The 14,315-nt window shown below is 57.4% G+C and carries 12 protein-coding genes; 4 read left to right on the forward strand and 8 right to left on the reverse strand.

Annotation, left to right across the window (positions count from 1 at the left end):
- Positions 1–11 precede the first annotated feature (11 nt).
- Together SPE70_RS21735 and SPE70_RS21740 are read left to right on the forward strand one after the other, a co-directional pair.
- Positions 12–1,139 carry an ABC transporter ATP-binding protein gene (locus SPE70_RS21735; protein WP_008806347.1) on the forward strand — a complete coding sequence of 376 codons (1,128 nt, stop codon included), beginning with the start codon at positions 12–14 and terminating at the stop codon, positions 1,137–1,139.
- Positions 1,140–1,155: 16 nt separating this feature from the next.
- Positions 1,156–2,442: an ABC transporter substrate-binding protein gene (locus SPE70_RS21740; RefSeq protein ID WP_008806348.1), complete on the forward strand. Its 1,287-nt coding sequence runs from the start codon at positions 1,156–1,158 to the stop codon at positions 2,440–2,442.
- Between the two features lie 59 nt (positions 2,443–2,501).
- Here SPE70_RS21740 and SPE70_RS21745 read toward each other — a convergent pair whose 3' ends face one another.
- The 4 genes from SPE70_RS21745 to SPE70_RS21760 all read right to left on the reverse strand — a co-directional run bounded on the left by SPE70_RS21745 (position 2,502) and on the right by SPE70_RS21760 (position 6,808).
- Positions 2,502–3,845, reverse strand: coding sequence for a carbohydrate porin (locus SPE70_RS21745; RefSeq protein WP_022064921.1), 1,344 nt, complete (start codon positions 3,843–3,845; stop codon positions 2,502–2,504).
- 121 nt (positions 3,846–3,966) lie between these two features.
- Positions 3,967–5,400, reverse strand: coding sequence for a glycoside hydrolase family 32 protein (locus SPE70_RS21750; protein ID WP_032747069.1), 1,434 nt, complete (start codon positions 5,398–5,400; stop codon positions 3,967–3,969).
- Positions 5,401–5,419: 19 nt separating this feature from the next.
- Positions 5,420–6,661 carry an MFS transporter gene (locus SPE70_RS21755; protein ID WP_136047540.1) on the reverse strand — a complete coding sequence of 414 codons (1,242 nt, stop codon included), beginning with the start codon at positions 6,659–6,661 and terminating at the stop codon, positions 5,420–5,422.
- Between the two features lie 12 nt (positions 6,662–6,673).
- Entirely contained in the window at positions 6,674–6,808 is a 135-nt protein-coding gene (locus SPE70_RS21760; RefSeq protein ID WP_168443375.1) for a hypothetical protein, read from the reverse strand.
- 94 nt (positions 6,809–6,902) lie between these two features.
- On the opposite strand from SPE70_RS21760, the gene SPE70_RS21765 reads away from it, so the two are divergent.
- A complete protein-coding gene (locus SPE70_RS21765; protein WP_008806352.1) occupies positions 6,903–7,898 on the forward strand; it encodes a LacI family DNA-binding transcriptional regulator in 996 nt (331 codons plus the stop codon).
- Here SPE70_RS21765 and SPE70_RS21770 read toward each other — a convergent pair.
- Positions 7,895–9,316 carry an arabinose-proton symporter AraE gene (locus SPE70_RS21770; protein ID WP_008806353.1) on the reverse strand — a complete coding sequence of 474 codons (1,422 nt, stop codon included), beginning with the start codon at positions 9,314–9,316 and terminating at the stop codon, positions 7,895–7,897. The two genes, SPE70_RS21765 and SPE70_RS21770, sit on opposite strands and share 4 nt — an antisense overlap.
- 297 nt (positions 9,317–9,613) lie before the next feature.
- Positions 9,614–10,375, reverse strand: coding sequence for a 2-dehydro-3-deoxy-D-gluconate 5-dehydrogenase KduD (gene kduD / locus SPE70_RS21775; protein ID WP_012540639.1), 762 nt, complete (start codon positions 10,373–10,375; stop codon positions 9,614–9,616).
- Between the two features lie 487 nt (positions 10,376–10,862).
- Here kduD and SPE70_RS21780 point away from each other — a divergent pair, with 487 nt between their 5' ends.
- Complete coding sequence (locus tag SPE70_RS21780) at positions 10,863–12,038, forward strand: oligogalacturonate lyase family protein (protein WP_008806355.1); 1,176 nt, start codon at positions 10,863–10,865, stop codon at positions 12,036–12,038.
- Positions 12,039–12,172: 134 nt separating this feature from the next.
- On the opposite strand, the gene ompK26 is transcribed toward SPE70_RS21780, so the two are convergent.
- Positions 12,173–12,868, reverse strand: a complete 696-nt coding sequence (gene ompK26, locus SPE70_RS21785; protein WP_012967271.1) for a KdgM family porin OmpK26 — start codon at positions 12,866–12,868, stop codon at positions 12,173–12,175.
- 249 nt (positions 12,869–13,117) lie between these two features.
- A complete protein-coding gene (locus SPE70_RS21790; RefSeq protein WP_008806357.1) occupies positions 13,118–14,296 on the reverse strand; it encodes an acetyl-CoA C-acetyltransferase in 1,179 nt (392 codons plus the stop codon).
- Between the last annotated feature and the right edge of the window lie 19 nt (positions 14,297–14,315).

The raw sequence follows: 14,315 nt of genomic DNA on the forward strand, positions 1-14,315 counted from the left end.
AGGGAAATATCATGGCTGAAGTCATTTTCAACAAACTGGAAAAAGTTTACTCCAACGGGTTTAAAGCGGTGCATGGTATCGACCTGAAGATTGCCGATGGCGAATTTATGGTGATCGTCGGCCCCTCCGGCTGCGCCAAATCGACCACCCTGCGCATGCTGGCGGGTCTGGAAACCATCAGCGGCGGCGAGGTGCGGATTGGGGACAAAATCGTCAACAACCTGGCGCCAAAATCACGTGGCATCGCGATGGTGTTCCAGAACTACGCCCTCTATCCGCATATGACGGTGCGCGAAAACCTCGCCTTCGGCCTGAAGCTGAGCAAGCTGCCGAAGGCGCAAATCGACAGACAGGTGGAAGAAGCGGCGAAAATTCTCGAACTGGAAGAACTGCTCGATCGCCTGCCGCGCCAGCTCTCCGGCGGCCAGGCGCAGCGCGTGGCGGTGGGTCGGGCGATCGTCAAAAAACCGGACGTTTTCCTGTTCGACGAACCGCTCTCCAACCTTGACGCCAAACTGCGCGCCTCGATGCGGATCCGCATTTCCGATCTGCATAAGCAGTTGAAAAAATCCGGCAAACCGGCGACCACCGTCTACGTCACCCACGATCAGACGGAAGCGATGACCATGGGCGACCGCATCTGCGTGATGAAGCTCGGCCACATTATGCAGGTTGATACGCCAGACAATCTCTACCACCAGCCGAAAAATATGTTTGTCGCCGGGTTCATCGGCGCGCCGGAGATGAATATTCGCCCCAGCCAGCTGGTTGAGCACGACGGTCGCCTGCATCTGACGCTGGGCGATCAGCGACTGCCGCTCAACGACCTGCTGCAAAGCAAAGTTGAGACCCATAAGAATCAGCAGGTTTTCTTTGGCGTGCGCCCGGAGTTTGTCTCTCTCTCCGATGAACCCTTTGCCGAGGGTTCCTGCACGGGTGAAATGGTACGTGTGGAAAACATGGGACATGAATTCTTTGTTTATCTGAAGGTTGCTGATTATGAGCTGACCGCCCGCGTGCCGTCCGATGAAGCGAAACCCATGCTCGAGAAGGGCCTTCATCGCAAGGTGTATTTCAAATTTGATCTCAATAAGTGTCACATCTTTGACGCGAAAACCGAACAGAACCTCTCTCTGTGAACACTGGAGTATTAAAATGAAAAACGTGCTTTTAAGCGCCGTCATCTCCGCCACTCTGGGCCTTACCGCATTACCTTCAATGGCGAAGGATGTCGACCTTCGTATGTCCTGGTGGGGGGGCAACGGCCGCCATCAGGTCACCCTCAAGGCGCTGGAGGAATTCCACAAACAACATCCCGACATTAACGTCAAAGCAGAATACACCGGCTGGGACGGCCATCTTTCGCGCCTGACCACCCAGATTGCCGGCGGCACTGAGCCTGACGTGATGCAGACCAACTGGAACTGGTTGCCGATCTTTTCGAAAAATGGCGAGGGCTTTTACGATCTCAATACCCTGAAAGACGAGATCGACCTCAGCCAGTTCGATGCCAAAGAGCTGCAGTCCACCACGGTCAACGGCAAGCTTAACGGTATTCCCATTTCCGTCACCGCCCGCGTCTTCTACTTTAACGACGAAGCGTGGAAAAAGGCGGGCATCGCCTTCCCGAAAACCTGGGATGAGCTTATGGCGGCGGGCAAAACCTTCGAAAGCAAGCTCGGGAAACAGTACTACCCGGTCGTGCTCGAACACCAGGACGTGCTGGCGCTGCTCAACTCTTATATGGTGCAAAAATACAATCAGCCGGCCATCGATGAGAAGGGGCGCAAATTTTCCTACAGCAAAGCGCAGTGGGCAGATTTCTTCGGTATGTATAAGAAGCTTATCGACAACCATGTGATGCCGGACACCCGCTACTATGCCTCGTTCGGCAAGAGCAACATGTACGAGATGAAGCCGTGGATCCAGGGTGAATGGGGCGGCACCTACATGTGGAACTCCACCATCAACAAATATTCCGATAACCTGAAGCCGCCGGCGAAGCTGGTGCTGGGGGAATACCCGATGCTGCCGGGCGCCACCGACGCCGGACTGTTCTTCAAGCCCGCGCAAATGTTGTCGATTGGCAAATCGACGAAAAACCCGCAGGCGGCGGCGAAAGTGATTAACTTCCTGCTGAACAGTAAAGAAGGGGTGGATATTCTCGGACTGGAGCGTGGAGTACCACTGAGTAAAGCGGCGGTCAACTACCTGACCGAGGACGGGATCATCAAAGCCGACGATCCGGCGGTGTCTGGCCTGAAACTGGCACAATCCCTGCCCACGACCCTGCCGGTCTCCCCGTACTTCGACGATCCGCAGATCGTCGCCCAGTTCGGCACCACCCTGCAGTACATCGACTACGGTAAAAAGTCGGTGGAAGAAGCGGCCGAGGACTTCCAGCGCCAGACCGACCGCATTCTGCGCCGCGCGATGCGCTAACGTGCCCGTCGGAAACCTCCCGCGGCGTCCGCCGCGGGAGAGTCTGCCTGAGTATCCTGTCAGAAAAAATATTTAAAACGCACCCGAGCGCCGTAGCGTTCATCGGGATTCCCGCTCTTCGCTGCCGTGGAATCGAGCCACGAAGCATAGGCGCCAAGGTAAATATTGAAGTTCGGCATCGCCATAATATTCGGCAACTGCCAGGAGGTGTGCAGGGTATGGATGTCATAGCGCCCCGGCGCGAGAATTGCGCAGTCGCCATCACATTCGCTGGTCACCCCGGCCATATTGAACTGGTCGATTTTGTTATGCGCGTAGATATAGCCCAGCTCCACGCGATGCCACAGGGCGTTAATTCCGGCGCTGAAGTCGGTTTCGTCCGCCGCGTCCAGCAGAGCGGTACTCAGATTGACCACCGCCCCATCCTGCGGGTCGCTTTTCAGGGTGTTCCAGCTCATGGTCAGCCCGTAGCCGGTGCGATTTGACTGGTCGACCCAGCGTCCGCTCTGGTTCTGATAGCCGTAAGCATTGTTGACGAGATTGCTCTCTATCGCCGCGGCCGCCGACCAGGCGCCGGACTGCCACACCGCCACCGGCCGCACGTACACCACATTTTTGCGGTTTTCCAGCGCGTTACCGTGATAGTTCTGATCGACAAACAGCGAACTGCCGTCCTCCACCAGGGTATTAACCTCGAAATACCAGTTATCCACCGTTTTGCTGAACAGAAGGTTGCCGCCGCTGCTGCTGCGCCCGCGCCCCTCTTTCATCATGTAAATATAGCCATAGCCGTCGGAATAGAGATCGTTGGCGGTATTGCCTGAATATTCAATAAAGGTGTCCTGATTCAGGGGGAACATATCCCAGGCTTCAAAGCGGCCTATTTTTATTTTCCAGTCATCCTGCTGACCAAAGAAAAATACCGCATCGTCGAGATTCATTTTGCCATCCATATCCGCCAGCGGCTGCACGCTGAATCCGGCATATTTCCCGTCAGCGCCATTACGCCTGCCGTCAATCCCCAGCAGAATACGACCATTAATATCCCAGCGTTCTTTATCGCCCGGCGCCCAGCTTTTATTCGCGCTGGTTTTGACCGACGTCAGACTGCCGGTGCGGCTGGCGCCATCGAGGTTAAATTCGACGTCGCCATAAAATTTTAATTCGCCATTGTCGTTTAGCTGCAGGCGCGGCGTAGCCGGCGCCGCGCGGGCGACCGTCGTGGCCTGCTGCTGGCCTTTCAGTGTCTTAATTTCCGCCTCTGCGCTGGCGGCGCGCGCCTCCGTTGCCTTTAACCGCTGCTCCATTTGCGCCAGTCGCTCCTCCAGCGATAACGGCGCCTGCGCCATAACGGATGGCAGATACAGAGACGTGAGAAAACACCCGACCCAGATTTTATTCATCGGTAAACCCTTTTATTATGGAATGAACTGAATTTGTTATTAATGGGTAACGCACGACGATGCAGGCAATAATAACCCGCCCATCGTCAAAGACGGGTTATTAACGACAACAGCCTTATTATTATTCGAGCTGCCAGGCGCCGGCTTCAGTTAATGCAGCTGAGCCGCTCCAGGCAAATAACGCTAATTCACGGCAAGGGACCTGCGGATAGATACGGCTGCTCAGGCAGGCTTCGCCATCATTGACGAAAACCTCAACCGAAGAGCTATCGAAAAATATCCGCAGGTTGAGATCCGCCCCGGCGGTCAACGGCACGCTGCGCGTCCCACACAGGCCAAACTGCGGATAATGCCGCTCCACCACCAGACGCTGCTGTTGGGCATCCACGTAGATGCGCAGGCCATCGCCAAAGCGCAGACCATACTGCTCAGCGCTGCTGCGGGCGCAGTCCCAGCGCAGGTGCACTTCCATCGCCTCGCAGTTGTCGACCATCGTCGTCTGCTGGTTGTTCAGCGTGCTGACCGGCCACGGGAACCAGGCGCCGCGCAGGCTCTCCACTTCTTTCGCCGGGCGCATCTGCAGGCGGCCATCGGCGCTCAGGCTCAACTCGCGCGGCAGGGAGAGCATGCCCGCCCAGCCGTCCTGCTGTTCCGGTAGCGGCGATTCCCACATATCCAGCCAGCCAATTACGATCCGCCGGCCATCGGGGGTGGCGAAACTTTGCGGGGCATAGAAATCGTGGCCGTGGTCCATCTCCCTGAATTCGCCGTGGCGAATAAAACGCTGCCCCGGCTGCCACTCGCCGATCAGATAGCCGCTCTGGAACAGGTTGCGGTTGCGGAACCCTTCGGCCTGCATCCCCTGCGGGGAAAACATCAGGACGCGCTTACCGTTGAGGGTGAAGAAGTCCGGGCACTCCCACATGTAGCCCATGGTGCTTTCCGCTTCATCCAGCACGCCCGCATCCTGCCACTGGCGCAGATCGGTTGAACGGTACAGCCGCACCTGGCCGGTATCGCCTTCGCGCGCGCCGACGATCATGTACCAGCTATCCCCTTCCCGCCAGACCTTCGGGTCGCGGAAGTGGTGCATGCCTGGAGGGGTGTCGACCACCATCCCCTGGCGCTCAAAGTGGATCCCGTCGCGGCTGGTGGCCAGACACTGCACCTGATACAGATTGGCTTCGTCGCCAGGATCGCCGTGGAACTTATGCCCGGTGTAAATCAGCGCCAGGGTATCGCCATCGACCACCGCCGAACCGGAGAAGCAGCCGTCTTTATCTTCCGGCCCCTCCGGCGCCAGCGCCACCGGCAGGTGCTCCCAGTGCACCAGATCCTTACTGCGCGCGTGCCCCCAGTGCATCGGCCCCCATTGGGTGGAATACGGGTGATGCTGATAAAAGGCATGGTACCAGCCGTCGAACCACACCAGACCGTTAGGGTCGTTGATCCACCCGGCGCGGGCCGCCAGGTGATAGTGTGGATACCAGCGCAGATTGAGCGCCTGGCGTTGTGTCTGGAGTACCTGTTCAGCCCGGGAGATTGTGTAAGTCATCATTTTCACTCTTTTTGATTCAGATAGCGGTAGGTTGCGACACCAGCGGATCGGCCGAGGATTTACCGGAGCGCAACAAGAAGATGGAGATAAAGGTGGTGCAGAACACCAGCAGGCCCATGATCAGATAGGACTGGGCGAAGCCATATTTTTCATAGCTGTAGCCCGCCAGCGGCGACAAGACGCTGGCAATGATCGAGCTGGTGCAGGCGAAACCCACCAGATAGAGGGTGGAGGAGAGGCGTTTATCAAAGTTGATGCTGTTGTACTTAAAGATAGCCACCAGCAGTATCGGCAGCTCCACCGCGTGCAGCAGTTTGGTAATGGAGATCAGCAGCGGCCCCTCCACCAGGCCAGAGGCCACCATGCGCATCGCCATCACCATGCCGGCGAAAATCAGACCGTTCTTGGCGCCGATACGGTTCACCAGCCACGGCGCGCAGAACATGCCGGCCGCCTCGAGGAACACCTGGAAGGAGTTGAGATAACCATACATCTCGTTGCCTTCCTGCAGGGTCGCGAACTGCGATGAGAAATAGACCGGGAACTGCTGGTCATAGACACCGTAGATGCAGGTGCCGATGACGAAAAAGACCAGCGCCCAGAACCGCGGCAGCGTCAGCAGGCGCAGTGCATCTTCCAGCGTCACCTTACCGCCCGATACCGCCTCCTGCATCGCATGCGGCGCCGAGGAGACCCGCAGCCGCGCCAGCAGGATAAAGAACACCAGCCCTGAGCAACTGGCGACGAGGAAGTTAAGCTGCGGATTGATATTAAACAGCAGGCCGGCGAAGAAGGCGGCCACCGCCCAGCCGAGCGAGCCCCACATCCGTGCCCTGCCGAATTCAAACTGGCTCTGACGCGCCACGCGCTCGGTGTAGGATTCCAGCACGCCAATGCCGCCGTTAAAGGTCAGGCCGATGTAGATCCCGCCGAAGATGCTGCCCAACAGGACGTTAATCTTCAGCAGGTGGCCGAACAGCAGATACGCCGGACCGGAGAGGATCAGCAGCGCGGTGATATACCAGAGCAGATGTTTGCGCAGCCCCAGTTTGTCCTGAATGAAGCCATAGAAAACTTGCGCAAACAGCGCGGAAACCGACAGTACGGCATAGATAATACCGGTATCGCCAGCCTTTAACCCAACCTCCTGGTGAAGCCAGATAGAGAGCAAGGAGCCGGATGACGACCAGGTCACGAAAAAGAAAAACAGTAAGGCACTGAGCAACGGGTAGCTGTGTGAGTGATGCGCTTTCATCATGACATTCTCGTGTTAGAGGAATGCAACTATGGTAACGTTAACAAAAAACAAAACGCAGGGGGATTCGCTGCGATACATGATGTTAATCACAAAAGTTAACGTTAACATAATGAAGATGCGATCGCGATCAAATATTAACCGCGGCAGCGTTCAGGACGGCGATAGCAGAAAATCGTTTCACTCTTTTACATCAGCGACTTAGTTGTATAGCCTGTACTCTGCAGCCACGGCGGAGGAAAAAATGGCGTCCCTGAAAGATGTAGCAAAACTGGCGAATGTATCTCTGATGACCGTCTCGCGGGCGCTGAACACCCCGGAGCGGCTCAAGCCGGAGACCCTGGCCCGCGTGCAGGCCGCTATCGCCGAGACCAACTACGTCCCCGACCTGTCGGCGAAGAAGATCCGCGGGGCGCGCGCCACCCCCAGCACCATCGGCGTGCTGGCGCTGGATACCGTCACCACACCCTTTTCGGTGGAGATCACCCTCTCGATCGAAGAGACCGCCCGCGCCCACGGCTGGAACAGCTTTGTGGTCAACATGTTTTCGGACGATAGTCCGGAAGCGGTGGTCGACCTGCTCCTCTCCCACCGTCCGGACGGCATTATCTTTACCACCATGGGGCTGCGCCAGGTGCCGCTGCCGGACAAACTGCTGACTCTGCCCTGCGTGCTGGCCAACTGCGAAAGCCTCAGCCAGCCGGTGGCCAGCTATATCCCGGACGATGAACAGGGCCAGTACGACGCGGTGAAAGCCCTGCTTGCCGCTGGCTATCGTCATCCGCTGTGCCTGCACTTACCCGCCAGCCAGCTGGCGACGATCCGCCGCCGCCAGGGGCTGGAGCGCGCCTGCCGGGAGGCGGGTATCGAACCGGACCATCTGATCCATTCGTATATGGGCCAGGGCGATGAGCATTACCACGATATCCCGGCGGTGGTGCTGGCGCATATCCGCGAGGGTAAACCTGGCTTTGACTCGGTGATCTGCGGCAACGATCGCATCGCGTTTATGGTCTATCAGACGCTGCTGGGTCAGGGGTTACGCATTCCCCAGGACGTGGCGGTGGTGGGATACGACAATATGGTGGGCATTGGCGATCTGTTTCTGCCGCCGCTCTCCACGGTGCAGCTGCCGCACTACGACATCGGGCGCCTGAGCGCCCTGCATATCATTCACGGCGACAACCATCGGGAGACGCGCAAAGTCGCCAGCCCGTGGTTGCCGCGCGCCTCACATTAACGGTTACCGATGTTGCGCAGCTTCTCGCCCGCCATCAGGTTGCGCTCAATGTGCTCGAGGGTGACATTCTTGGTTTCCGGGATCAGCCAGAAGGTGACGCCGATAAAGGCCACGTTGAGCACCGTGTAGAGCCAGAAGGTACCGGCGGCGCCAATCGCGTCAAGCAGCGTCAGGAAGGTGGCGCCGATGATCATGTTCGACACCCAGTTGGTGGTGGTCGAGCAGGTGATACCGAAATCGCGGCATTTCAGCGGCTGGATCTCGGAGCAGAGGATCCACACCACCGGCGCCGCGCTCATCGCATACCCGGCAATACACATCATGGTCATGCCGACGGAAAGCCAGGAGAGACCGCTGGAGGCAGTGCCATTGTCGAACTGCATCAGGCAGTAACCCAGCACCAGGGTGCCCAGCGCCATCACGCTAAAGCCGATTTTTAGCGCCGGCTTACGACCCGCTTTATCCACCGTGAACACCGCAATAAAGGTGGCAAACATAAAGGTCAGGCCCACCACCAGGGTGGCGATCATCTGCTGTTCGGTAGTGGTAAAGCCCGCCATTTTAAAGATACGCGGCGCGTAGTACATGATGATGTTCATGCCGGTGAACTGCTGCATCGCCTGCAGCAGCATGCCAAGGAACACCGCCCGGCGCACGTTACGATTGACCTTAAACAACGCCCAGCCGCCCTGCTTCAGCTTCAGGCTCTCACGGATCTCGTTAAGCTCGTCGCGCGCCTTTTCCGAGGTATCGCGCAGCATCCGCAGCACCTCTTCCGCTTCGATATGGCGTCCTTTCTCCGCCAGCCAGCGCGGGCTGTTCGGCAAAAAGACGACCAGAATAATCAGGATCACCGCCGGCAGCGCCAGCACGCCTAACATGGCGCGCCAGTTACCGCTGTAGCTAAAGGCGGTATCGGAAAGAAACGCCAGCACAATGCCGAGGGTCACCATCAGCTGGTACATACTGATCATTTTCCCGCGCACGTTCTCACTGGCCATCTCGGAGAGGTACAACGGCGCGGTATAGGAAGCGATCCCGACGGCCACCCCCAACACCACGCGGGCTATCAGCAGCACCTCCACGCTGGCGGCAAAAGCGGAGCCGATAGAGCCGGCAACAAAGAGCACAGCCCCCGCCATCAGGCTGTATTTACGGCCGAGGCGGAACGACAGCCAGCCGTTAAACAGCGCACCGATCGCCGCCCCCAACATCATACTGCTGACCACCCACTCCTGAAGCTGGCTGGATAAGGTGAAGTGGTCGGTAATAAAGGGCAGCGCCCCGGATATCACGCCGATATCCAGGCCAAAGAGCAACCCCGCTACCGCCGCAGCGATAGAAACAAACCAGTTCATCCGCCGGGTGTCACGTTGTGTCCGCGGCGTTAATGCAGAGTCGTTACTGATTGAAGTCATTTTTATTCCTGCCACACAGAGAAAGACATAGGACGAAAGTACGTGACTGGCGGAGGAGTTTGTCAGGCTGGATAAGCCAAAGATATGGACTATTTTGCTGGCAGGAGAGGTTTTGTGATGGACATTAAACTTTCTAAGGAACAAAAAATGCGTTTGTCATAGTGAATAACCCTGTCCATACAGGGCAGTAACATTAATCAGGCGATATAGAATATGGACGATTATCACTTATTGATATGGACAATAATTGCTCACTCGGCCGGTGCGATACTCACCGCCCCGGCCTCGGGGAGGGGGTTAGCGCGCCAGCCAGCCGCCGTCCACCGCCACCGTATAACCATTGATGTAATCGGAAGCTGGGGAGGCGAGGAATACCACCGGCCCCATCAGATCGGCCGGCAGGCCCCAGCGTCCGGCGGGAATGCGGTCGAGAATTTCGCTGCTACGCTGTTCGTCAGCGCGCAGCTGCTGGGTGTTATTGGTCGCCATATACCCCGGGGCGATGGCGTTGACGTTGATATTGTGTTTAGCCCATTCGTTCGCCAGCAGGCGGGTCACGCCCATCACCGCGCTTTTGGACGCCGTATACGATGGCACGCGGATCCCGCCCTGGAAAGACAGCATGGAGGCGATGTTAATGATCTTCCCGCCGCTGCCCTGGGCGATAAAGTGCTTCGCCGCCGCCTGGGACATGAAAAATACGCTCTTGATGTTCAGGTTCATGACGTCGTCCCAGTCCTTTTCGCTGAACGCCAGCGCGTCCTCGCGGCGGATCAGCCCGGCGTTATTGACCAGAATATCAATATGGCCGAACTCCGCCACCGCACGCTCCAGCAGCTGGGGGATACCGTCGATCTGGCGCAGGTCGGCGGTCAGGCTGAGAAAGCGGCGTCCCAGCGCCGTCACCCGTTCGATGGTTTCCACGGGCTCGACGATATTGATACCAACAATATCGCAACCTGCTTCCGCCAGCCCGAGGGCCATTCCCTGACCTAAACCGGTATCGCATCCGCTCACGACGGCTACTTTTCCCTGCAGGGAGAATGCATCAAGAATCATAATGTGTTCCTTAATCGTTCAGAGCCTGCTGCGTGCAGGCAAGGTTCTCTCGGCCCTGCCCACGCCGATGGCGGAGCTGAGCGTGGGGTGAACTCTCGGGCATAGCCCACCATAATGAAAATAAAACAGAGTTCCGTTTTTGCTGATGAGTGCCATCTTAGCCCTGCCCCCTGTCATTTTCAATAATATTTAAAACGATGTTTCATTTTTTATGATGGCGATTGCAAAAAAAGAAAAAGCGAAGGCACCTGGCGGCACGCGCCGGGTCGGAAGCGATTTTAAAAGGTTGATGATTCAATCGGTTGTCTGGAGAGACGGCAGAAGACAGGCCAACAGGCCGCTGAAAATGCGGGAATTACGCTGAACTGCGTGAAGCATCACAAATAATGAAACGATGTTTTGATAAATTAACACTCATCTTTTAAAACACATCACTCAGCGACACGCCTCTGGTCCAGCGGCATCGCAGGAAAGAAAGGAGCACTACATGGCTAAAGGCATGCGGGTCAAACTGAATTATCAGGTCAGCCACGATCCGGATACCGGAGCGGAAGTTACCCGCTTAACCCCTCCGGAGGTCACCTGTCATCGCAACTACTTCTATCAGAAGTGTTTTTTTAACGATGGCAGCCATTTACTGTTCGCCGGCGAGTTTGACGGCCACTGGAACTACTATCTGCTGAATATCGCCAGCGCCGAGGCCATCCAGCTGACGGAAGGCGCCGGGGATAACACCTTCGGCGGCTTCCTCTCCCCGGACGATAAGTCGCTTTATTACGTGAAAAATGACCGCACCCTGCTGGAGGTGAATCTGACCACCCTCGTTGAGCGCGAAGTTTATCGCGTCAGCGATGACTGGGTCGGCTACGGCACCTGGGTGGCAAACAGCGATTGCAGCAAACTGGTGGGCATTGAGATTGCGAAAAGCGACTGGACGCCGCTCAACGACTGGCAGATTTTTCATGACTTCTTTCACAAAGGACCACACTGCCGCCTGCTGCGCGTCGATCTGCACAGCGGTGAGAGCCAGGTGATCCATGAGGAAAAAATCTGGCTGGGACATCCAATCTATCGTCCCTTCGACGACCACACCGTCGCCTTCTGCCATGAAGGGCCGCACGATCTGGTGGACGCCCGCATGTGGCTGGTCAATGAAGATGGCAGCCACGTCCGCAAAGTGAAAACGCATGCCCCGGGCGAAAGCTGCACCCATGAATTCTGGGTACCGGACGGTTCGGCGCTGATCTACGTCTCCTATCTGAAAGGTCAGCAGGGGCGGACGATCTATCGCTTTGATCCCGAAAGCGGCGTCAACGAGGCCCTGATGACCATGCCGGCCTGCTCGCATCTGATGAGCAATTTCGACGGCACGCTGCTGGTGGGCGATGGCTCAGGGACCCCGGTGGATGTCAAAGATACCGGCGGCTACTCCATTGATAACGATCCTTATCTGTATGTCTTTAACGTGGCGCAAAAACGCTACTTCCGCGTCGCACGTCATGATACCTCGTGGGCGACGGTGGCCAACAGCCGTCAGGTGACTCACCCACACCCCTCGTTTACCCCGGACGACAGCGCCATTCTGTTCAGCTCCGATAAAGACGGTAAACCGGCCATCTATATCGCGAAATTACCCGAGCATCCGCCAATGCTAAGCGCCTGATCCACGCCACACGTCTTTCTGTCACTGGCCTTGCCCTCCTTCGTGGAGGGCTTTTTTTGTCCCTTCTCTTTCCCCCATAAAAAACCCCGGCTGACGGCGCCGGGGAAAACAAACGATGAGGGCTGAATGGTCTGTCAGAACGAGTAGGCCACCCCAACGCGGAAGCGGGTCTGACGATCGCTGCGGTCGTTCACCCCGACGTTGCCAATTTCACCATACGGTGACCAGTTGTTATCCAGCTTATAAGCCACCTTCACGTTATATTCCTGCGAGTAGGGTTTGTTGTCGTTGCGGCTGACCCCTTCGGAACTGCGGGCATAGACATAGTTCAGCTCTGTACGCCAGTCACCAAGCGCAAACCCGGCCCACGCGTCGCCGCGGTTAACTTTGTCATCATCTTTACCGGCGTTGTTCGGATAACGGGTGTATTCATAGCGATAGCGAGCGGCGACATAGAAGCCGTTGTCGAAGCTGTATTGCACGTGGAGGTGCGGCTTGTAGATGGAGCGGCTGTCGTTGCTCTCAATGGTAAACCCGGGGGTGAGGAAAAAGTTCGACGTTGCTTTCCAGCGCCAGCTGATGGTGTCTTCATGTCCATTACCCACCACGTCTGAATAGGGCTGCGAACCGTTGTCGCCACCCGAGCGCCATTTGGCCTCGACGGTAAAGCCTAGCCCGTTGGCAAAACGGTGGGAAACGGAGACGCGGTCGGCATTACTTTTATCGCTCTTGCCGCCATCTATAAATTCATGACGTAAATCTATCGTTACCGCAGTCGCCGCAAAAGACATACCACAGAGGGCGGCCAGAACCAGAGATCGTTTTAACATAGGGTACCCCTTATAATAAATAAAATGTCATTTCGTTTTTATGGAACGTTATTTTATTTTTTAAGCACCTTAGTTTTAGTGACCAGGATCGTAGTTATTTGTTTCAAAAAATGTGGCACAACAAGACGTGACGGAGCTCAATAAATTCGCCAGGGGGGAAGTGAAATACGCGAGAAAAAGCAGGGTTCGGCAAAGCGCGGCGCATAAAAAAGGCCTCCCGCAGGAGGCCATGTAGATCGAGACAGAGCGTCAGGCGCGCTCTACCGCCAGCGCCACGCCCTGACCGCCGCCGATGCACAGCGTCGCCAGCCCTTTACGGGCATCACGCTTGATCATTTCATGCACCAGCGATACCAGGATCCGGCAGCCGGAGGCGCCGATGGGGTGGCCGAGGGCGATAGCGCCGCCGTTGACGTTGACCCGCCGTTCATCCCACTCCAGTACCCGGCCAACCGAGATCGCCTGAGCGGCAAAGGCCTCATTGGCTTCGATCAGATCGACGTCGTCCAGCCGCCAGCCGGCCCGCTCCAGACAGCGACGGGTGGCGTGCACCGGGGCAATGCCCATCAGCGCCGGATCGACCCCGACGCTGGCGAAGGCGCGGATCCGCGCGAGGATCGGCAGCCCCAGTTCAAGAGCTTTGGCTTCACTCATCATCATCACCGCCGCCGCGCCGTCGTTGATGCTGGAGGCGTTGCCGGCGGTCACCGACCCGAGGCGGTCGAAGGTAGGCTGCAGGCTGGCCAACCCTTCCGCGCTGGCATCCACCCGCGGTTGTTCATCGGTATCCACGGTGCGCGCCGCGCCGTTATGCTCGGTAATAACCGGGACAATCTCGTCGCGAAAGCGGCCGGAATCAATCGCCTTGCGCGCCTTATGCTGTGAGCTGAGCGCCCAGGCGTCCTGCAACTCGCGGCTGATGCCGTATTCCCGGGCGAGGTTTTCCGCCGTAACGCCCATATGATAATCGTTGAAGGCATCCCACAGGCCGTCATGCACCAGGCTGTCAATCAGCTGGCTATTGCCCAACTGGGCGCCGGTGCGGCTGTCGGTGAGTACATGCGGAGCGCGGCTCATATTCTCCTGGCCGCCGGCGATCACCACATCCGCTTCCCCGCACTGAATCGCCTGGGTGGCGAGGTGCAAAGCCTTCAGGCCGGAGCCGCAGACGTCGTTTATGGTAATGGCCGATACAGTGTTAGGCAGCCCGCCGCGAATTGCGGACTGCCGCGCGGGGTTTTGCCCGGTACCGGCGGTCAGCACCTGGCCGAGGATCACCTCATCCACACTCTGCGGATCGATCCCTGTCTGCTCAACCAGCGCTTTCAATACCACACTCCCCAGCTCGACGGCTGAATGGCGCGATAAGGCGCCCTGAAAGCAGCCAATCGGCGTTCGCAGCGCCCCGACGATCACGACATCCTTCATCCTCTACCCCTGCCCATGC

The sequence above is a fragment of the Klebsiella sp. ZJOU C1 genome, from assembly GCF_035620215.1.
GTDB lineage: Bacteria > Pseudomonadota > Gammaproteobacteria > Enterobacterales > Enterobacteriaceae > Klebsiella > Klebsiella variicola.